The organism is Tychonema sp. LEGE 07196, assembly GCF_963890365.1.
GTDB lineage: Bacteria > Cyanobacteriota > Cyanobacteriia > Cyanobacteriales > Microcoleaceae > Microcoleus.
Map to the genome: position 1 here is coordinate 28,696 of NZ_CAWPRX010000118.1, position 21,802 is coordinate 50,497.

A 21,802-nucleotide genomic window follows, 5' to 3' on the forward strand; every position below is an offset into this window, starting at 1 on the left:
TAGTAATGTATTCAATTTTTGAGGAATTCGCCATGAAAGTTTTGATTCGATTGATAGTTGGTTTTTTTGTCTTCCTTGTAGATGTCGTCTACGGAAATCGTTCCTACCCTCGGTTTTATATGCTGGAAACGATCGCCCGCGTGCCTTACTTTTCTTATCTATCAGTGCTGCATCTGTACGAGACTCTGGGCTACTGGCGCAAAGCTGACTTGTTGAAAGTTCACTTCGCTGAAAGCTGGAACGAATTACATCATCTCTTGATTATGGAATCACTGGGGGGCGATCGCCTCTGGATCGATCGCTTCATCGCCCAACACGTTGCATTCGCTTACTACTGGGTAGTCGTCGCGATTTATATGCTGTTTCCCTCTTACGCCTACTACCTGATGGAACTGATTGAAGGTCACGCCTATCACACCTATGACGAATACTTGAAAACCTTTGAAGCCCAACTGAAAGCTCAACCTGCGCCCGAGGTGGCAATCAATTTCTATCGGGATGGCGATCTTTATATGTTTGATGAAGTTCAAACTGCACTAAGTCATGAATTTCGCCGTCCCAAGGTGGATAATCTATACGACGTGTTCGTGAACATTCGTGATGACGAAGACGAACACGTCAGAACGATGATAGCACTCCAGAAACCCGAAGCGCGTCTCAGCTTCAAAAGTCCCCATACAGTTATTGAAGTGATGCCTGTCAACGCAGATCAAACTGGTTGATTGTAGGGGGGATTAGACCAAATCCGGTTTAAATACCCCTTTCTTTATTTCTTAGTCTGCGGAGGCAGACTTCGTTTGACAAGAAGCGGTTTCAACCGCCGAATCATCTTTTAAGAACCATGAAAACACTAAACACTTTTAAGAACCATGAAAACACTACTGAAAAAATCCGCATTACTGCTTGCTCTACCAATCTGTGTCTTAGCTAATTTTTCCTTACCTGCATCTGCTGATTCTACTGCTGACCTCATACTCAGTATGAAATGCCAGGGTGGTTACAACATCAATCTTTGGAAAAAGAAGGCTTCAGGTGAACTGCTATATCGCTCCACCAGTTCCAAGGGTAATTTAAGTTTGGGCGGAGGTACTAGCAAAGCGACAGAAGGCGTTCGAGTCTATAAGTTTCGGAAGGGTAATTATGAATATTGGGTGTGGGATGGCACGTTGGACAGTCAGCAGTCGGGAACTTTAGAAGTGTATAAAAACAACCGTATCTTGATGCAGAAATCTTGTAGGAAAAGTTGAATTCTCTAGCCTGACTAAATTAATCGATTACATACAACAAAGCAGGAGAATGTTATGACGAACTATGACTACATTGTGATTGGTGCAGGTTCGGCTGGCTGCGTTGTCGCCAACCGTTTGACAGAAGACAGTAAAACAACTGTGTTGTTGCTCGAAGCTGGCAACCCGGATACTAAACCGGAGATTCAAATCCCGGCAGAATGCTTCAACCTACTAGGCTCCGAGGTAGACTGGGCATACTTCACAGAACCCGAACCTTACCTCAATAACCGCAAAATCTTTCACCCGCGCGGGAAAGTCTTGGGCGGCAGCAGTTCGATTAATTTCATGCTTTATGTCCGAGGTAATCCTCATGATTACGATCGCTGGCAAGAATTGGGTAATCCCGGTTGGAGTTACCAAGATATATTGCCATATTTCAAGAAATCTGAAAACCAGCAACGAGGTGCTTCCGAATACCACGGTGTTGATGGCGAGTTGAGTGTTACGGATCTAATTTCCCCGGCACCGATATCTCAAAGATTTGTAGAAGTATCTGTAGCAATGGGATATCACAACAATCCTGATTTCAATGGGATGCAGCAAGAAGGTGCGGGACTTTATCAGATGACGATTAAAGATGGTAAGCGGCACAGTGCTGCTGCAGCATTCCTGGTGCCAATTCTCGATCGCCCCAATTTGACAACAACGACAGCAGCGTTGGTGACTCGATTGTTGTTTGAGGGAACCCGCGCCGTTGGGGTGGAATATATGCACGAGGGAACACTGCACCAAGTTAGGGTTAACCGGGAAGTGATTTTAAGTGCTGGCGCGTTCGATTCGCCTAAGCTGCTGATGCTTTCGGGCATTGGCAATCAAGAATACCTGGAATCATTGGGTATTTCTGTAGTAGTCGATTTGCCTGGTGTCGGTCAAAACCTCCAAGATCATCCTCTCATTCCTGTGGTACACCTGGCAACTCAGGATTTACACCCTGCAATCACCAGTAGTATCGTTGAAGCCGGATTGTTTTTACATAGCGAGGGTAATCTGGATGCTGCGCCTGATTTACAGTTGATCTTCAGCCCTGTTGTGTTGACATTCCCTCCTAGTTCTGATTCGGGGTTCACTGGTTTAGTATGTTTGATCCATCCTGAGAGTATTGGTAGTGTATCTTTACGATCGCCCGATCCGAAAGATGCACCAATGATTCGGATGAACTATCTCCAAAGTGAATCTGATATGCAAAAGGTGGTTGCAGGAATTAAATTACTCCGCAAAGTGTTTCAGACAAGTGCCTTTGATGAGTTTCGGGGTGATGAAGTCGCTCCCGGTGCCGGTGTTAACAGCGATGAAGCCCTCGAAGCCTACATCCGGGAAACGTGCAGTACGGTGTTTCATCCTGTCGGCACCTGCAAAATGGGAACTGACTCAATGGCGGTTGTAGACCCCGAATTACGGGTACGTGGAGTTGAGGGATTGCGTGTGGTAGATGCGTCAATCATGCCAACAATCACCACAGGAAATACGAATGGGCCGATAATTGCGATCGGCGAAAAAGCAGCCGATTTAATTCAAGCCGCAGGTTGCGTTTCACAGCAAGTACGTTTGGCAATGGAAAATTAACAGGAAGTGCGATCGATTAAATAGCCTTGACTATTTTTTTTCAACTATGAGCTAGCTCATAACAGTTGTTGATAAAAACTGTCAGAATAAAGGTAGTTCAAGGTTAGGAGGGGAGCGATATGACTCTCACAAAAGCAAACTTAACGGCATTAAAAGTAGAAACTCTCGCCAAACTCTATCTGGAAAGTAAGGCAGCCGAAATTTCAGATCGAACCATCGCCCAACTCTGTGATTGGCTAATGGGTGAGTTCCAGCAATTGCCTTTAAATCTACAATTTTCAGATTATATGCGTTACGAAAACGCAGAAGAAATGTTTGCAGATATCAAACAAGGGCAACTTTGGGTATCTGCTGAAAGTTACGATTCTTCGGTTTATCCCAATCCCATTTACGGGTTTATTTTTCAGGGAATGCACGATTACGACCATTACTTGACGGATAGTGAATTCAGTTTGGAAGGGGAAATCGTGGCTTACAAATTCACTGCAAAACGTGCACCGAGTTTAGACATCCAAAAAATTCTCTATTCCGAAATTGTGCTGCGCTCGGCTGCCTATCTTTATTTAGGACATATGGCTGCCCCTAAAATAGTTTTTCCGTAATCAATCGCAGAGGTAAAAGATCGTGCACGAATGTCCTTATTGTTCTTATCCATTACTACGGCACATTCACCACCATGAAATTTGCTGGTTTTGTCCCCACTGTTGGGCAACCATGCCTGCTCTTTCGGAAGTAAAAACCACTTCAAACATTAGCATAGGAGAAGCATGATGATGACCCAATATTGAAGCAGTTGTCGTTTGGGACTGAAGGCTCAGTTAGACTTGTGATGTTACAATCAAAAGACGTTACTTGCTTTCGTTGGAGGTTGGCTCGCGTATGATTGAGTTGCAATCAGATTTAGAATATGTAGTGAACGATCGCCTAAAAGTCTCTCTAGATGCGATCGCACGATTTTGCCAGCGCTGGAACATTGTCGAATTTGCCCTGTTTGGCTCGGTACTGCGGGATGATTTTCGCCCTGATAGCGATGTGGATGTATTAGTCACCTATGAGCCATCCCACCGCCTCACGCTGTCTCATTTATTGGGTATGCAGGAGGAGATAGAGCATTTATTTCACCGTTGTGTGGATTTGGTGGAAAAAAAGCAGTTAAAAAATCCCTATCGGCGATCGAACATTTTGAAAACCTATCGAGTGATTTATGCAAGCGGGCGATCGTGATAGTGGTTCACTTGTTCGACATGGCGCAAGCAATCCGTCGGATTCAATAGTTTACGGCTGATGTTTCATGCGACACTTACCTGGAAAGTGTTTTGATGCAAAGTGCCGTAGAGCTGCAGTTGGGGATTTTGGGGAAGGCCGCACGGAGAATTTCGATCGACTTTCAGCAGTTCCATCCCGAAATTGATTGGCGAAATAGGATTAACTTACGCAATATTTTGGTTCACCGTTATGACCAAGTGAATTCGGAAGTTATTTGGAATATTGTTACAAGTGTTTTGCCTAGTTTGCTGGTACAAGTAGAAAGATTATTGCCGCCGTTACCTGATGATAGTTGAGCGATCGACTGAAAAATATTCATAATTCCTAACTCTCTGGCTCCTTTAACGGTTCAAATACCAAAACAGAATCGATCGCCCCAATTGCCTCCGAAATTCGCAACTCGTGCCTTCCTCCGACAGTAATATACCGCTTGCCTTTCTTCTGAATCATCTCCAAAAACCACTCGTGCATAGTCATCCGTAAATGTTCGCTTTCTCGCGTTCCATCCTGAACAAACCCGAAATCCGGCTGAGTCAAAATATACAAATCATAGCGGCGGCTGTCTGCAATTTGCTCGATCGTCCGATGTTCCGAACCAACGTAACGTTTGTGCCAAATACAAGTAGCTAAAGAATCTGTATCGCAAATAACGACTTTGTTAGCGCGAGTAGCCATATGGTCTTCTATAACAGCTTGTTTCTTGGCAATTTCTACAAATTCATAGCTGTCCCAAATTTCAGGATCGGGCGAATATTGCCGGCCTTCCCAGTAACACCTGCCGTATTCGGGCACCCAAACAGTTTGGTAGTGCTGTGCGAGCGATCGTGCTAGGGTAGTCGTGCCGCTCGATTCTACACCCAGCACGCAGACTCGTTTGGCAAAATAAGCTTTGGCTGGGGGAGTCAGCATTTGCCAGTGTTCGGCTAGGTTCGATCGCAATTGCGTTCCAGAAATCGGGAATTTGAGCCGTTCGCGATCGACTGCAAAGTGTTGAGCTCCCATCAGTTTTGCCCAAGGTTCCCCGTAATCTTCTGAAGTAAAAGCGATATCGGGTTTTCGCCCGGAAAGCACCTCAAGAGTCCTCTGAGCCCAAGGTTCCGGGGCTTCCGGCAAATCGTCGAGCACTTCGATAACTTCTGCGTCGGGATGCAAAAACCGAATCCATTCGGCTCTAACGCTTCCTGCAACTGCTTGATTTGTTTTGTAACAGGCGAGAACGATTAAACGGTCAACCTTTTTTTTAGCTTCTCGAATTAAGTAGTCGTGTCCTTTGTGGAAGGGGTAAAATTTGCCGACAGTAACACCCAGTATCATAAAGATTGCTGCTGTTTTAACTTTTGTTCCGAGTAAATTCGCTGAAAATTTTGCAGCCCGTGAATTGCCATCAACCAAAATATCGCGTACAAAATACTCGTCAGATATAGCCCGCGCGAGGCATACAAGGGAACGTAAATCGTGTCTGCAACAATCCACAAATACCAGCTTTCGAGATAGCGTTCCATTAGGTACAACTGGGCGATCGCACTTAATATGGTCGTCATGGTATCCCAAAAAGGTGCTGCGCCGCCCAAAGATATTAATACTGTTCGCAAGCCAAATACGCCAACTGTAACTAAGACGCCTGTGAAGATAAGCCAGCGTTGGGAAATTCGGCATACAGGTTTTTCTGCGCTGTTTTCGCCGCCCCGCAGCCAAATATAAATTGCTTGCAAGCTCGTGATTAAATAGAAGAATTGAATCGCAACTTCGCCGTAAAGTTTAACTTGATAAAACACCGCAGCGTAGGCGATAACTCCGATTAAGCCGATCCACCAGCCGAGGGGATTGTTTTTAGCCAGCAGCCAAACGCTCCAAGCAGAAGCGATCGCGGCGATCGCTTCGATTAAGTCGAGTTGGATAGGGACAAACCGCTGCACTGAAAGCAGGAGCAAGAAGACGCTTGCTGCGAAGCCGATTAAGTTTGGCAGGTTGGCTTTTTTCATGGCAATCCCGATTTCGGCTGGCTATATGGACTGCGAAATTAAATCCGAATCCTTTTTTTCTTTTGAGCGATCGACTGAAAAATCTTCATAGTACGATCGCTCAGTATTCACATCCCACAAATCGTGCTTTTCGCCGAGAATATTTCTCGCCGCCAGCAACCCCGTCAGCATAGAATGGTCTTGATTGTTGTATCGGTGCATACCGTTTCGCCCGATCGTCTGCAAATTCTCAATACCCTTCACAAAACCTTCAAGTACCTGCAAATGTCCGCGATATTCCCCATCATAAACTGGATAAGCTTTAAGTTGCCGTATGACAACTCCATCTTCAACCTCAGCAGTTGTTGCTAACCCCAAACCAACCAACTCGCGAGTTGCTAATTCCACAAGTTCAGCGTCCGACATTTCCCAAATCTCGTCGCCTACACTGCAGAAATATTCCATTCCCAAACAACTTTTGCTGACATCGGGAACTAACGCGGCGCTCCAATTCTTAAAGTTTTGAATTCGTCCCACTTTGACTTCGGGAGAGTGAATGTAAATCCAGTTGTCAGGAAACAAATCCTTGCGATCGACAATCAGCGCTACAATCAAAAAATCTCGATATTTGAGCGATCGCGCGGCGTGCAACACCTCTTCTGGCGGCTGCGGTTTCAGCCTCGCTATCAGCGCCGATATCGGCATACTCGTAATGAAATTATCCGCCGAATATTGAACTAATTCTCCGTTTTGCTCCGCAGTAATACTTTTAATCTTATTACCTTCGCGCTCAAAGCTAATCACCTTAGTATCGAGATAAACTTTGCCGTCTTTATTCTCCACAGCTTCCGCGAACTTTTCCCACATCATCCCCGGCCCCAAAGCCGGATAATCAAACTCTTTGATTAATGTTTTAGTATCGTTGCTGCCAAACAAAGCATTAATAATTGCAGTCGTCAGCGACAATCCTTTAATCCGCTGCGCCGCCCAATCTGCTTGAATTTCCGAACAAGGAATGCCCCAAACTTTTTCAGTGTAAGTCTTAAAAAATGTTTTGTACAAACGTTCGCCAAAACGATTGATCACCCACTGTTCAAAAGTTGTTTCTTCCGGCAGCGGCCAAATTCTAACTTTCAGATAACTCAAAATAATTAGCGTACTCTCAATTATGCCCAAATTAAACAGAGTATTGAAGGCACTAATCGGATAGTTAAAAAATTTACCTCGATAAAAAATTCTGGACAATCGCGGCACTTTAATAAACTCATTTCCCAGTACCTCTTGCCACAACTGTTGCACGGCTTCAACTTTAGTATAAAAGCGGTGGCCGCCAATGTCGAAACGATAGCCCTTGTAGGTTTCCGTGCGAGCTATTCCCCCAACTTTATCGCCTTTTTCTAGTACAACAGGGATAATGCCTTGTTTGACGAGCTCGTAGGCAGCAGTCAAGCCCGCAGGGCCCGCACCGACGATCGCAACCGGATAATGTTTCACTCAGCCTACCTCCAGCTTTGTTTATCGAACTATACAATTATTTATAACTTCTAAAATAGATAGATGCACCCGTACATACCCTGAGAAACTATCGATCGATCTGATGTTGAAGCGCAATGGGCATTGATTGATTCAGCGGTACCGGCAAGCTAACCTTGGCAGTCAAGGGCTTTTTTTGGGACAAATGACGAGCCGTGCCGATCGCAAATGCCAGTCCGCTGTAAAAATAGAAAAGCCAGTGCCAAGGAATTGTTTTCAGAGCAAATATGAGACCGTGTTTTTGCTGAAAAAATCGATAAAGCGGTGCATTAATTGCTACCAGTGGCACAGCTACAAACGGCACAGCTAGCAAGCAGTTCAGCGACCAACAGGTTCCCAAAACCAGAAGCAGCATTGCATAAGTTAAAATCACGCTGAGCCGGTTCGACACTTGCAAGTTGAGGTCGTTATTCAATTGGCGATCGCGCCAAATAAGTTCTGTCCAAGGCAGCGCTCGGTAAAAAAAGTCAGCTTTCACCATCCCCATCGCCTCCCAGCGCTTTAAGTGCTTCACCTGCAATGTTTTGCACAGCCGAATTTGATAACCTGCTTGTTTCAAACGGTAGCCGAATTCAATATCCTCGATCGAAGCTTGGCGGTAATTCTCATTAAAGCCACCCATCTGCAAAAAAATTTCCCGGCGAATCACTCCGCAAGCTCCCCAAAAAGTCGAAGCTTCTTCGTTACCGGTTTGGTGCACGTAGTGGTGCAGCAAGTTCCTGTACTGCGACAGAAAATCTGGATCTCCAGGAGCATCGTCGTAGGAGCCGATGAAAGCAGTCAAGTGGGGATTATTTTTGAACACCGATATCGCATAACCCACCGCTTCAGGACAAACAGCCACATCAGCATCCACAAAAAACAGAATATCTCCCTTCGCAGCTTGCGCTCCCAAATTTCTCGCTCGGGCTGGGCCCCCGCATTCAGGAATTCTAATTAATTTTGCCCCGAATTCCTTTGCAAGTCGCCAAGAACCGTCGCTTTCGCCATCTGCTACTACAATAATCTCGATCGGTCTGGGCACAGCTTGAGCCAGTTTTGACAAACAGGTGCGGAAGTAAGAACCCCCGTTGTGGACTGGGATAATCACGGATACAGTCGGGTCAGCGGTAGAAATCATCACCTAAATAACTTAAATTACACGGGCCAAAATTTGCTTGAATTTAAATGGTGTTTTTTCATGAAGAGCAAAATTAACTCTACTTTTTGTTTATAACTCGATTTCTGTTTCTATTCAACTAAATTTTTGCTCTTCATGGCAATAATCTGCATTTTTCCCCCTTCCTGCCTGCTATTCTAGGCTTGATCTTCCTTAAACTCACCTGATGCAGACAACAGCTTTACGAAATCTTTAAATATGTCATTGTTTTTGTAAACTTGAGAAAAAGCCCCACCAGCCATTGTATCTGACACTGTTCCACCACAAGACTTTGATTTTAGAAATATGTATCAAGTATCAAATATAACATTAAGTAAGTATACTGAAAAAAGTCAGCAGAAGCGTCGATTTTAGATACTTCGACTTCGCCCTACAAGGTTGAGATTTACTTGCAACGTCGGTGAATCACCGAAGCTTGAACTTTCCTCTAAAATTTGGGGCTCTCCCCGACAGGAGTACGCGGCACCTTACCAGTGTTGGAGCGGACTCAGAAATTTACAAATACAATTTATTGTGCAGAGCTCATTCGCGAGGGACTCTTGCACTAAGTCTGTATCCCCACCGCTGTAACAATGCACATTTTAAGAAATATGGCAATATACTTAAAACATACATTTGAATTTTTTTAACAGTGTACGATCGACCTTTAGTGATTTGCTAACATACCATTAGCTCGCTTTCTTTGAGCCAAAATTTTCACCTACACAAATTTTTATCCTGCATGAACACCTTCCAAAACAATTTAAAACCACCATTAGTTTCAGTAATCATACCAGCTTACAACGCCGAAAAATTTATTGCTAAAACACTAGAATCTGTCTTATCTCAAACCTATCAAAACATAGAAATTTTAGTAGTAGACGACGGCTCAACAGATACAACAGCCGAAATTGTCAAATCTTTTGCCCAAAAAGATAGCCGAATCATCTTATTGCATCAGTCAAATGCCGGAGTCGCCGCCGCTCGCAACCTAGCAATAGAAAAATCCCAAGGCGAATACATTGCACCCATCGATGCCGACGATATTTGGTATCCGCAAAACCTAGAAAAACAAATAGAATGCTTAACAAAATCAGAACCCACTGTCGGAGTTGTCTATTCCTGGTCAGTTGACATCAACGAACAGGACTTACTCACAGGCGGATTTTACAACTCCACCATCGCCGGAGAAGTTTACCAAGCATTAGTTTATAAATATTTTATCGGCAATGCCAGCTCATCCCTAATCCGCCGCGCTTGCTTTGAAAAAATTGGCGGTTACAACTGCAAATTAAAAGCAGAAAATGCTCAAGGCTGCGAAGACTGGGATCTGCACCTCCGCATAGCCGAACATTATCAATTTATAGTAGTGCCAGAATATTTAGTTGGCTACCGCCAGATTGCCAGCAGTATGTCTTGCAACTATGCAGCAATGGCAAAAGGTCATTCTTTAATTATGGCCAATGTCCGGCAGCAACATCCCGAAATTCCTAGCAACATTTATCGCTGGTCTAGCAGTAATTTCTATATTTATTTAGCAGTAAAAAGCAACCGCAGCGGCAATCATCGCAGTACATTATTTTGGCTGGCTCAAGCTTTTAAAGAAGATTTATTTATGTCACTATTGCGTCACAATCTCTACTTGCTGTCAATAACCAGCCTTTTAAAAATTATAGTTTCACCGCCCACTGAATCTGGCTTAAAATTAAAACCAACATCAGAATCGAGTGAAGAGACGACACTTGCGACGATTGAGACGCGGACGAAAGTTCACAGAATGCTACCGTCGCAGGTGTATGAAAGAATGCGGTTTAATAGTTTAATAAAATGATAGATATCAACTTTATTTGTCTAGTGCGGGTTACGGATTTTACTAGGCATCAATTTTATTTGTCTAGTGCACTTATCACCTTTTTTTACTGCTAAAATGATAGCGTCATATCAATTTCGGTTGCACTCACGCATGATATTAACAGTCAACAGTCAACAGTCAACAGTCAACAGTCAACAGTCAACAGTCAACAGTGAATTTACTATTCCGATGCTAACGGATTTGATATCAAGCGAATTCGTAAAGCATCCATCAAATCATGTTTAGTCAACCAATCTTTCACTTCAGGAGTTAAAAGACTCAAAGTAGCACCCTCATTAGCAGCAATTCTGAGAAAATTCAGCACTGCTTCAGGGACTTCATCAGCATCCAGTTTATCCCAGCATTGCTTCAATTGCTCAATTAGCCGATCGACTTTCTCAAAATCCTCACTGCTTTGGGGAATTGAGTTTGATCCCTGAATTTGCAACTCTAAAGATCTAATTTGTTGAATAGTTGGCTTAAATGCCGAAACTTTATCCAGCACCTTCAGGACTTCCTGATTCGTGCTCGGCATCTTTTCAGTTCGGTACAACCTCCAAGCGTGACTCAATTGCTCTCTCAGAGCATTTTGTAATTGATTTACCTTAGAGTTGAAACTATTTTTGTTGTTAAAATTTTGATTGTCGATAATCCACTCAGGATCTTCCTGAAATCTTGCTTCAACATTAGCAATTAATTCTAGCAAGCTGTCTGCTTTTTGAGTTAAATCAAAATTGACAATTTCTCTTTGGCGAAAAGCTCTCAAAGATTGCACAAGAGGTATAGTTTTAGCGACAGCTTGCTCGATTTGGTTTTGTCTAGATTGAAACGCTTGAAAATTCTCTGCATACTTCCGAAGATTAATTATCTTTTGAGACAACTCACTCAGTTGATGGGAGTTTTGTAATACCATATTGTTTATCCTTTAATCTCACTAATTAGATTCCGCAATTTTACCAATCCATCTTGAATATCTCTATGACTAGATTCTACTGTTCCACCGCCTGACGCTTCTAACTCCTCAATCCGGTTTTTGACCTCGCTTAGAGAAGCATCAAGAAAATTATTGGTACTATTGAGAAAGTCCGAAGATTCTGTCATTGCTTTTTGATGATTTTCGCTGAGATATTTAAGCAGCTTCCCCGGTTTACTATCGAGATTATCTTTCTCAGTTTGCACGCGCTTCATGTTATCTACATAGCTAGAAAGCCCGATCGCCTTAAACTGTTTTATGACCGATGTTAGGTCGTAAAAATTCTTCCGACCCCGAATTACACCTGCTTTGCTTGCTTCCTCCATTGCCTGTTTAACAACATCAGCAACATCCTTTTTATTGAAGTTTTCTCCTAATTCAGATACAAGAGAATGATAAACAGCGAGTTGCCGATCGCACTCTTCTTGAATTGCTTTTTCTAGAAGTTCATCCACCGCTTGACGCGCTTTATCAATTTCGGGAAACTTCTCCCGAACATCGGTTGGAATTTCACATTGAGGCTGCCAAGTTTTGCTAACCTGTTTCAAAGGTTCCAAAATTTGAACAGTATCAATAATTTGAAAGTGTTTAGAACTTCCTTTCGTGCAAGCTGTGCGACTGGTAACAATTTGTAGTAAAGCATCGCGGTGTTTTTGTAAAGTACCAAATAGCTTTTTCCAAGTAGCTGAACGATGTTCTAAATCTTTTGGCTCTAGTTTGAGAAACAAAGCATCGATCGAATCTTCAGTAGAATTGGTAGAATGTCCGGCCATTGTGGTGGCGATCGCCAGTAGTTCAACTGCCGCAGGTACAGGGCTCCAGGGTTCCCCAGACTCGCGGGGATACAGGCGAATCTGCTCAACTACATACTGACTCCATCTTTCCAGTTGTTTAGCATAGGTGCGGAAGTAGCGATCGCCCTCCGGGAACTTCCAATGCTTGTAGTGCTTGTATTGCAACATACCTTGAAAGGCGATCGCCGTTTCCCGACACTCATCTGCATCATCAGGATGCAGAGGAAGAGATAGTTTAACTCCAGAAATCGTCTCCCTCGTCACCTTTGGACTCACAAAAGTAATATTTCTGCTTTTAAAATATGTCGTCCCACTACTAGCAAAAACCCCCTTAAGCAGTATTTCCGTATCCCATTCGATCCGCTCGCCGATAGCCGAGTAAATCAACGGCCGCAGTTCCCCAGCGATATCTTGCGGGAGACCTTCTCCATTGTTCCACCTATCAATAAATTCTTTTTGCCTAGTCAGCTTGTCGGGAATTTGTGCGGCTGTCGTCTGATTATTTTTAGTTGTAGAGATCGAATCAAATTGATAATTACTAACTGAAATCCTAGATTCTTGAACACGCGAAACAGATGATATTTTTTTTATTTGCTGAACCTCCCCGCCCAGCGCCGGAATATTAAATGCAGAGTGAACTTCTGGGTGCAAATCACAAAGATCGTTACTATCCCCCCACAAATCAAGGAGAGTCTGGCGGCGATCGCCATTTTGTGGATCCTTAGCTTGAATATCTCCCTGAAGCAAAGCACTCAGCCGCATCTTCCCAAAGTGTTCCCGCACAGAAATAGCAGGAAAATCTCCTCGCTCGATATCAGCAGCAGAATTTTCTAGCGTCCACTTCAGAACATCTTTAATCAAAATTCGAGGGTTAAAATTGCCTGGGTTAACTCTCGCCAGCATTTGCTCTAACGCTTCCGAAGTAAAAGGATATAAACCAAAATTGTCTGCTTCTGAAAAACCTGCATGACAAGCTAGTTTGTGTTCGCATTCATTGCAAGCACTAGCTAGAGGTTCTCGATCCGAATCTTCACGATTGCGAGAGTCAGCCCAATTTTGAATTATTTTCTCCTCCAAACGCACCGCGTTGAGATAGTTTGCCACAAATTTTTTGATATCTGCATAGTTCACTAAAGATTGTTCGCCCACTGTACCGATGTCAAGATTAACGCTAAAAGTAATCCGCTGTTTTACAGTATCTAACCTCAAACCATCAAAATAGCCCGTAGTACAAGCTAGCGCCGTTCGGATCGCGCACAAAGATTTGCCTCCTGCTTGCTGAGGCTGCGCTAAAACTGCTTCTAAAACTTCGCGATCGATGCCTTGCAATTTAGCAAAATCTTCAATCAGCAAAACTAACTCTATTCCTTGTTCTGCTAAAGCTTCCCGAACTTCCCCCATCAATCTTTGCAAATCTTCCCGCCCCAAGCTCAAAACCTGAGCTATGGCTTCATCTAAATGTCGGTTCAACCAATCTACAGTTGCTTTTTGAGTATCTTCATCAGAGATGAGAAAGCTATAAAAATCGCGTGCTTGCTGCCCTGCGTTTTGTAAGTTTAAAATATTGAGAGGCAAATCATTTAGAGAAAAATGCCGCCGTTCTTCAACAATTTCTACCGTATCTCGCTGTCCGAGAATGTGGACAACCAATTGATCGATAATACCTCCATCCTTTAGCCAGTGTTCTTTTCGGAAAAATGGATCGTACAGAAAAGAATCAACAGTACCCACTAGGTAATCTTCCACGTCCGACAGTTTAGTGCGATCGCCCCGACCATTCGGGCCAACCGCAGCCGCAAGCTGATTCAGAAGTTGTTCCCGCGCTTGGGCTTCAGTTAAGGTGCTAGTGGCTCGATTTAAACGCTGCCGGTATTCATCAAAACTTGCTCCTTCCATCCCTTCTAATATTAAATTGATAATATCTTTGAGATTCGTGCCAATTTTTGGAATCAGCAAAACTCGGCGCTTCTGTGTCGATGCTATATTCGCAGCTAGCCAACGAATCAGGTGAGATTTTCCCGTCCCAGAGCTTCCTAAAACTGGCACAAAAGCGAAATCTTGTTCAGCTAGAAAATCTTTCAAAAATTGTTCCTCACTGTAGGAAACTCGCGACGGTGCTTCGATTAGTTCCTGGCGGTACATAGCAATTGGATGGTGAGTTGCCAGAAATATACTATCTGGAGTTTGGGTAGCCTCCACACCCATCACCCGGCGAACGCGATCGACATCCCAGCAAACAAATTTTGTAAAAGTCATGGTTCTACTCCCGTCAAAATAATATGAGAAAATCCTACTTCTTTGTCTGTACTTGGAAAGATGAATAAATCAGCATCCGACTCCCTTATCAGCTTGATGCAACCATCATCTTGAAGGCGAAATAAAGCAAAAACCGTGCTAGTTGATAAGTGATTTGGTAAGCGACCACCAATTTTTTCTTCAACCTGTTCTCGAAATTTTCCAGTTTCAAAAACCGGGCATTTTTTAGCTAGGCGATCGATAAAATCTCGAATTGAAAGTTTAGCTTTTGCTTCTCCTTGAAATAAATCATTTAAATTTCGTCTGAGATAAGCAGTTGGCTCAGCAACAACAAGTTTTTTGTTGGAATCTGAAGCATGACTCCAAGCAAACCCTAAATAACACATCCAATCCTCGACTTGACCAGACAGGGTATTACTGGATATTTTCAAATCTAAAGACTCAGCAACTCCCTGCTCTGCGACCAGCTTTTCTACTTTTTCCCATGTATCGGGAGCATCATAAATATCCTGTGCTAAATACCATGCTATTAACCGGCCTAAATCTTCTTCATCTTCGTTATCAGCAGCAAAAAATAGCTGTACCAGCGTATTAGGTAACAACTGATCGCCTGTCTGAGGATGTCGAGATGCTTCGGGAAGCTGAGGATTTATAGCAATATCTTCATTGTCTGCGATTAATAATCCACACTTGATACTTTCTCGCAGCGCAGCATCAAACATCGGATGTTCGGCAGTTTTGTTTCTCCCTTCTGACAATTGATCGGGAGAAAGCAGGCGAGTTAGTTTTTCCTTGTTTTCGCGCTGTTTTGGCGCTTGAAGTAAATATCTAAATATTCCTCGCATTCTACTAGGAGTAGCTAAAGCAGTTTTTAAGACGCTCATAAATTAACCTCCCTGCAAAACTGGTTAAACATCAAGTATCTGCCTGAAAAAATATTAATTAGCTTGCGGTCATCGCGACTCGGATCGGGTGTATCTACGGGAAGCATAATGATTAGCGGAGCTTGAGAAGTTCTGTTGAGTGACAGATAGTTGTGAGGGATAGCCTTTCCGGGTGGATGAAATATCAGGGTCGGAATGCGCGGCATCAGCATGGGTTCGTATTTTTTAAACAAAAATATACAAGCATCGGCAATTGCCTTTATTTCTGCTATCAAGATAGTCTGAAATTCATCAGGAAGCACTAGATTATTAATTCCCTGATCGATTAACCAGTTAAAAACTTTCGAGCTTTTGAGTCTCCAGCTTTGAGCTTCATGAGAATCATAGAAAACGAGCATTAACTTATCTTCTCCCAGCAAGGATTTTAGTTTTTCACTTACAACAAAATTTGGTTCCTGCCATACAGGTAATGGCGCGGGCATAATTCCAGAAAATAGTGCTTGCCCGTTTTTTCTGCAAACAGGACATCCATTACAAGCGCGAGAAACTATCACCGATTTTCTGGCTTCTGGTACTGCACGGGCGGGTATGGTGTAAGCTTCAGCCAAAATTTCGGAAATACAGCGTTTCGGCCGCAAAACCTCGCGCATTAATTGTAGATTTTTATAGCTCCAGTTTTGGCGCTGTTGGCGAATTGGCTCTACTTTATGTTCCCAAGTTTGACGGTTGAGGTGCGATTCATCCCGGATACGGATGAACCGGGATTTTCTGTGAACTTCCCCAGCTTGGTTATAATCTGCTTCCGATCTAAAACTTCTTCTTCGCGGCGGTTCGTCAGCATCGATATTGATTAAACCCGATCGACTCATCAGCGTTAAAGTGCGGATGTTCCAAGCCTGATTCTGTTCGCTGTTCATGTCAATATCTTCTGGTTTTGAGGATGGAGCAAGATTCACGCGAACGCGAAAGCGACCATCGGGGAACATTTCTTTTTTCAAAAACATACTTTTCCACCGTTGAAATCCCCGATCGACCGTAATGGCAGATTTGTCATTAAGCGATTTGGCAATCTCTAAGTCTTGAGTGGTATGTAGGGTGAGCGAGATTGCTGCTTTGCCGTCTCGACCTCCTCGACCGACTTCTTGATAAAAGCGATCAATAGTTTCGGGGATGCAGACATGAAGCACGGCTCGAATATCTGACTGATCCACACCCAATCCGAAGGCAGAAGTAGCCACAATTATATCAACTCGTCTCTCGCGCAAGTTTTGAATCAGTTGAGAGCGTTCTTCTGGACTGGATTCCCCGGTCATAATTGCACACCGTTTGAATCCAGCGGATAATAAATCCTGTTGCCATCGCCTGACATCTTCGCGTTTTGTGGCGTAAATAATCAGAGGGCGGGGAAGATGATAAACTGCTTCCATTAATCGCTGTTTTCTGATTTTTTCACTTTGACACCAAGCAAACCAGTAGGAAGGTTCAGGCCGCAACTGTACGGCAGATATTACTTGAAAATTGCCTGGTTTGCCAAATAAAGTTTCCAGGGTATCTAAACAGGATTCTGTTAAGGTTGCAGTTAGCAATAAAGTTGTAAAAGAAGTCCAGCGCAACAAATCTCTTCGCAAGCCGGGGAGTTCTTGAAAAGCAGGGCGAAATTCATCGCCCCACTGCTCGACGATATGCGCTTCATCTATTACTAAATACCGTAGCATTTGTAATTTGGCGGCTTCGTAAAGAGCAGGTGCGAGAGACTTCATCAAGCTTTCAGGTGAGGTGAAAACGATTCGCTGAGTGCCGTTGCAAATGCGATCGCGAATTTCCTGCCTTCTCTGTTGTCCTTGCCCGGATTCATCGCTATAATAGGCAGTCGGATGGTTCACAAAACGTTTCAAAGCTCGTTCTTGGTCAATGGCTAGTGCTGTAGTTGGCACTACAACAACTGTTACACCAGCATTTTGCGATCGCAACAAAGCCGGCAGTTGAGCGCAAAGACTTTTCCCCGATCCAGTAGGCAGATTAATCGCAAGTGTCGAATTTTTAGGAGCCGTCAAAACAGCCCGAATTGCTTCACGTTGCCCTGCACTCTGATACTTCTGTAACTGCACCAATTCCAGAAAAGGATCTCCCTCTACTGGCTCGTAATTTCGGCGCTCTTCCTGATTAAATACGGGTTGGTCTGGGGGATATCTTTGGGAAAAATCCAGCCAATCTGGCTGCCAAGAATGAGCGCTAATCAGATAGTAATCTGCATCTTCGCTCAATATATCGATGCCGCTTTGTTGCCACATTTCGCGATCGGGGAAAGGGAAAGTTCGAGGTACTTTCAGAGTTTGGGGCATCCCGCCCTGTCGCTCATCTTCCCGCCGCAGAACCTGACGGATCAGAGCCGCAATATCTCCCATTCCCGGCGCGTAAGAAGTTCCCGCAGCATCCAAAGTTTCCAGCAAGCGCCTGTGACAAGCTTCTGGAAAATGACTTAAATCCGCAGGAATCTTACCTGTTTGGAGAATTTCTCTGAGTTGTTGAAAAGAATCAGTCATCACTCATCACCCCCTTCCTGAGATTCAACCGGAGGTCGCCCAGAAACAATGATGAATCCTACAGAATCAAGCTTAATTCCGGGATGCCGAATTCCTTCTAAAATAGCTTGACTTAACGCAGTTTCTATGTTCACTTCTTTTGCTAATAAAAAATGCGAAGTTTGTTCGTTTTCAGCCAGTCGGTTGAGGCGCAGCCGCAGTTGCTCTAGTCTATTTCCTAGTTTCTGGTCGGCGATTCGGGCGCGTTCTTCGCAGAGTGAGATGAAAAAAGTGCGATCGCGCAACAGTATTTCAGAAGTCTCGCGCGCCTGACTGCATAAATCTGCCCACTTACTCTCATCAACAAACTCATTGAGCACCGATAATCGACTTTTGGCTAAATTGTAATCTCGGCAGGGACGAGAACTTTTACCATTGTACGAACCTTGCAGAATCTTCAAAAGAGCTTCATCTTCAACAATGCTCATTGGTTCGTACCGAGCATCAAGAAAAATGGTCTCTACAATAGGGGGAAATAGCGCATCTGTGCGTCGCTTCAGAGATTTAAATTTACTACTATCCTGCTCCAAATCTGTTAAAACTTGCTGGGCTATTTCCAAATTAGCCTCGACTACATAATTAAAGCGAAAACCGAACCATTCCATCGCTTCTCCAGCATCCCAAGATTCATCGCACCGCCACATCGCAAAGGCTTGACCTCGGTCATCCCAATGAATATAAGATGCTAGCCCTTCCACAAATCCTTCCCCAATACGGTAGAGATTGACACCAGGATGTTGAGTTGATATTCTCCGGTTATAAGTACCAGATATTTCTCCACAATTAGCAAAGTGAGTTCTTAGATCGCTAAGGGAAATTAAAGTCCGCGCAGTATGTTGATAATGCTGCACTTTTGCTAAATTCAAATCGTCAATTTGCTTGAATTTTAGTGCTTGACAAATCCAGTCTTCAGTTGCTAGTTTAATTTCTTGATGGCCAGCGTCATAATCATCTAAAGCTTGAAAATACTCGGTAGCATTTTCATCCTGAGCATCAATTTCATCTAAAGCATTTTGTTCGCTAATTTTCACCTGTTCCTCAGCAATTCCTTGCCGGATCGAGTCAATTTTTTCTAAAAGTCCGCTAGCGCCAGCTTGAAACATCACTGCTTCAAGTTCCGGCAGTTTTTCATCTACATAAAACTGAAGACTGGCAATTGATTGCTCGAAAATGCCGAAACCACTTTTTAATAATTCATACCAAGCACTGTGAGGGCTGTCTTCTAGGTCTGCACCTGCAAATACTGTAAACTGAACATTCATCGGACGACCAATGCGATCGATCCTGCCAATCCTTTGTTCTAAACGATTTGGCGACCAGGGAAGATCGAAATTAATCATCCAATTCACAAATTGGAAGTTGCGGCCTTCTTCACCAGAGGAATCACAAACAAGGATAAAACATTTTGGGTCATTTTTGAACCGAGCGAGGTTTTTTTCAACCTGAGAGCGTTCCATCCCTAATTGATGGCTAGCTACAGTTTCTTGACCCAAAGTGTCTGATAAGTACCGAAAAATTTCATTACCTGTTTTGACAAAACTGGTGAAAATGACAATTTTAGGTAAGGTATCTCCCGGTATAGGTCTGCGAATTCGCTGTTGCAATTGTTCGAGCAATTTATGAATGTTGCTGCGATAAGATTGGAGTTTGAAACACTCAGATAAATGATAGATGAGAACTATTTTGAGTAATTCGATGCGATCGCCATCTTCTGAAGGTTCTTGAATAATTCGCAGCAAAGATTCCAGGATTTCTGCTTCTCCTGAAAATTTGGGAGTTTCACTCAAAATTCTGGCGCTATCCATCCCAAATTCCTGAGTTATGCCAGCATGGGTGATACAATTTAAACGGACTTCAACTACCTGTTGCAAGATTCCCAGCCAAGTACCAGCAGCACGGAATAACAGCAGAAAAATGTGTTGATATTGTTGTTCTTTGGGGGCGATAGTGCGCCATTCGTCGATGAGTTCGTGAATTTGGGGCGATCGCTCATCTAATTCATATTCTACTTTTGGTATGATATTGCGATCGAAAATTACATCTTCTACGGAAGCGCGACGGTTACGCAGCATTCGACGGTGCAAGCGATAGGTGTCGCTGATGTGGGTGCGAATCGATCGCACAATTCGATCGCGATCGGCGACAGGTGTTTCTTTAGTCTGCAAGCAAATTTGCAACTCATCTGCAAGGTTTAGCAGATACGGATCTTCCGCAAACAGATTACGCAGTTGGTTAAGGTTAGTTTTAAGAACAAAAGGATTTGCTCCTTCCTTAAATGAGAGTAAAACTCTACCGATTTGTTGGCGGTTTTGCACCCTCGCACGAAAACCTTCCAAATCGTTAAGTTGATAGGTTATTGGATCTAGTAAGTGCAGCATCGCCAGGAAATCTTGCTCGTGATTTAGAACTGGGGTTGCAGATAATAGGAGTAGGCGCTCGCTTTGATGGGCGAGGTGTTTGCAAGTCTCGAAAATCCCGCGCTTCACCGAATCTGAAGAAGTAGCCATTGCTGCGACGTGATGCGCTTCATCTAAAATTAAAAAGCCTAAATCGCCCTTCGGGCTGATTCGATCGACATTTTCTACTGCAAGCACCTGCACTCGATTGTCCGAGTCAGAGATATAAAATTTATTTTTTAATTCTTGAAGCCATTGTTCGAGCAGGTATTGCGGTACTAATACCACAGCCCGTCCCTGGGGGTAGTCGAGAAGATATTGGCGAACAATAGCACCCGATTCGATCGTCTTTCCCAGTCCAACTTCATCTGCTAACAGGTAACGTTGAATAGGATCTTCTAATACCCGCCGGACAACTTCAACTTGATGGGGATAAAGGTCAATATTGGCAGAAATCAGTCCTGTCATCCCGCGACTGACAGCGCGTTGTTTAGTCAGACACTTAACAAAAGCTAAACGTCGATCGTGAAAGTAAGGTGTTTCTTGACCTTTCAGCGCTATAATTGCGATCGGATCGGCAATGGGGATATTGCAACGCACGCAAATATCTCGTTCAACGGCGAATTCTGTTTGGCGATCGGGTAAGTCAATCTCGTATCTACAGCTATCTTCATCCCAGGCAAAAATCCGACCAACTCTCCAAGTTTGTTTGCTTTGAGACCAGAAATAGCACCTCGTCTGAGGTTTCAGCCTAACTCGATAGAGCAAACTTAATGCTAAGGTTCGTTCTTTCCGGTCTCCTACCGAACAAAAATACTCAACTAAGGCATCTGAATTAAATATTTTAACAACTTTTCCTATACCGAGGTCATTGTTGCGCGATCGCACCAGATCACCAAGCTCAATCATAATTCGCCTCTCCTCAGAGCGATCGGTTGCTTTGCAAAAAACTTAGCCAAAATTCTAGCCGCAGAAACTAAGTTCCCGACTAGCTGGCTAACCTGTGTCTTTAAATTTTGTTTGTAAATTTTGAAGGCTGACTCGCAGAAAACCAACTTGTACCATAGGCAATATCCTAGGCTCAAACTGCCGAAGTCAATCAAAATCAGGGTTAAAAAACCCTTTGATTGAGTTTACCCTGTTTAACTAAAAAATTCTAGTCTAATATAATTTTATTTATAATACGGACGCATTCCGAGACCGAGAAACCGGGTTTTTGACCAAAATTAATGGTGATTAACCAGTATTATCGTAAAAACCCGGTTTCTGCTAACCCGGACGCATTCCGAGACCGAGAAACCGGGTTTTTGACCAA

The 21,802-nt window shown here is 43.6% G+C and carries 15 protein-coding genes and 1 pseudogene; 7 read left to right on the forward strand and 9 right to left on the reverse strand.

Features of this window, described 5'->3' with window-relative positions; genetic code table 11:
* Nucleotides 1-32 precede the first annotated feature (32 nt).
* The 6 genes and pseudogenes from AACV78_RS14490 to AACV78_RS14515 all read left to right on the forward strand — a co-directional run.
* Entirely contained in the window at nt 33-722 is a 690-nt protein-coding gene (locus AACV78_RS14490) for an alternative oxidase (protein WP_228042261.1), read from the forward strand.
* Nucleotides 723-869: 147 nt separating this feature from the next.
* Nucleotides 870-1,247, forward strand: a complete 378-nt coding sequence (locus tag AACV78_RS14495) for a hypothetical protein (RefSeq protein WP_194008402.1) — start codon at nt 870-872, stop codon at nt 1,245-1,247.
* A gap of 54 nt (nt 1,248-1,301) precedes the next feature.
* On the forward strand, nt 1,302-2,852 hold the full coding sequence (locus AACV78_RS14500) for a GMC family oxidoreductase (RefSeq protein WP_194008401.1): 1,551 nt from the start codon (nt 1,302-1,304) through the stop codon (nt 2,850-2,852).
* Nucleotides 2,853-2,971: 119 nt separating this feature from the next.
* Nucleotides 2,972-3,454, forward strand: a complete 483-nt coding sequence (locus tag AACV78_RS14505) for a transposase (RefSeq protein ID WP_194008400.1) — start codon at nt 2,972-2,974, stop codon at nt 3,452-3,454.
* A gap of 277 nt (nt 3,455-3,731) precedes the next feature.
* Nucleotides 3,732-4,076 (forward strand): nucleotidyltransferase family protein, encoded by a 345-nt coding sequence (locus tag AACV78_RS14510; RefSeq protein ID WP_194008399.1) that lies wholly within the window; start codon nt 3,732-3,734, stop codon nt 4,074-4,076.
* Nucleotides 4,077-4,138: 62 nt separating this feature from the next.
* A pseudogene (locus tag AACV78_RS14515) lies at nt 4,139-4,414 on the forward strand (HepT-like ribonuclease domain-containing protein); the annotation flags it as partial.
* A 28-nt stretch (nt 4,415-4,442) separates the two neighbouring features.
* On the opposite strand, the gene AACV78_RS14520 reads toward AACV78_RS14515, so the two are convergent.
* From AACV78_RS14520 to AACV78_RS14535, 4 genes are all read right to left on the reverse strand, one after another.
* A complete protein-coding gene (locus AACV78_RS14520; RefSeq protein ID WP_194008398.1) occupies nt 4,443-5,432 on the reverse strand; it encodes an AAA family ATPase in 990 nt (329 codons plus the stop codon).
* A complete protein-coding gene (gene pnuC / locus AACV78_RS14525; protein ID WP_194008397.1) occupies nt 5,429-6,100 on the reverse strand; it encodes a nicotinamide riboside transporter PnuC in 672 nt (223 codons plus the stop codon). Before pnuC ends, AACV78_RS14520 begins: the two co-directional genes overlap by 4 nt.
* A 21-nt stretch (nt 6,101-6,121) precedes the next feature.
* Complete coding sequence (locus tag AACV78_RS14530; protein WP_194008396.1) at nt 6,122-7,573, reverse strand: FAD-dependent oxidoreductase; 1,452 nt, start codon at nt 7,571-7,573, stop codon at nt 6,122-6,124.
* Between the two features lie 88 nt (nt 7,574-7,661).
* Nucleotides 7,662-8,732 (reverse strand): glycosyltransferase family 2 protein, encoded by a 1,071-nt coding sequence (locus AACV78_RS14535; protein WP_194008427.1) that lies wholly within the window; start codon nt 8,730-8,732, stop codon nt 7,662-7,664.
* A 760-nt stretch (nt 8,733-9,492) separates the two neighbouring features.
* Between AACV78_RS14535 and AACV78_RS14540 the strand changes: the two genes are divergently transcribed.
* Nucleotides 9,493-10,581 (forward strand): glycosyltransferase family 2 protein, encoded by a 1,089-nt coding sequence (locus AACV78_RS14540; protein WP_194008395.1) that lies wholly within the window; start codon nt 9,493-9,495, stop codon nt 10,579-10,581.
* 202 nt (nt 10,582-10,783) lie between these two features.
* On the opposite strand, the gene AACV78_RS14545 is transcribed toward AACV78_RS14540, so the two are convergent.
* The 5 genes from AACV78_RS14545 to dpdE are packed head-to-tail and all read right to left on the reverse strand — an operon-like array spanning nt 10,784 to nt 21,396.
* Nucleotides 10,784-11,515: a hypothetical protein gene (locus tag AACV78_RS14545; RefSeq protein ID WP_194008394.1), complete on the reverse strand. Its 732-nt coding sequence runs from the start codon at nt 11,513-11,515 to the stop codon at nt 10,784-10,786.
* Between the two features lie 5 nt (nt 11,516-11,520).
* Nucleotides 11,521-14,625 (reverse strand): protein DpdH, encoded by a 3,105-nt coding sequence (dpdH, locus tag AACV78_RS14550; RefSeq protein ID WP_194008393.1) that lies wholly within the window; start codon nt 14,623-14,625, stop codon nt 11,521-11,523.
* Nucleotides 14,622-15,509, reverse strand: coding sequence for a protein DpdG (gene dpdG, locus AACV78_RS14555; RefSeq protein WP_194008392.1), 888 nt, complete (start codon nt 15,507-15,509; stop codon nt 14,622-14,624). The genes dpdH and dpdG overlap by 4 nt, the downstream gene beginning before the upstream one ends.
* A complete protein-coding gene (dpdF, locus tag AACV78_RS14560; RefSeq protein WP_194008391.1) occupies nt 15,506-18,052 on the reverse strand; it encodes a protein DpdF in 2,547 nt (848 codons plus the stop codon). The genes dpdG and dpdF overlap by 4 nt, the downstream gene beginning before the upstream one ends.
* Nucleotides 18,052-21,396: a protein DpdE gene (dpdE, locus tag AACV78_RS14565; RefSeq protein ID WP_194008390.1), complete on the reverse strand. Its 3,345-nt coding sequence runs from the start codon at nt 21,394-21,396 to the stop codon at nt 18,052-18,054. The genes dpdF and dpdE overlap by 1 nt, the downstream gene beginning before the upstream one ends.
* Nucleotides 21,397-21,802: the final 406 nt, after the last annotated feature.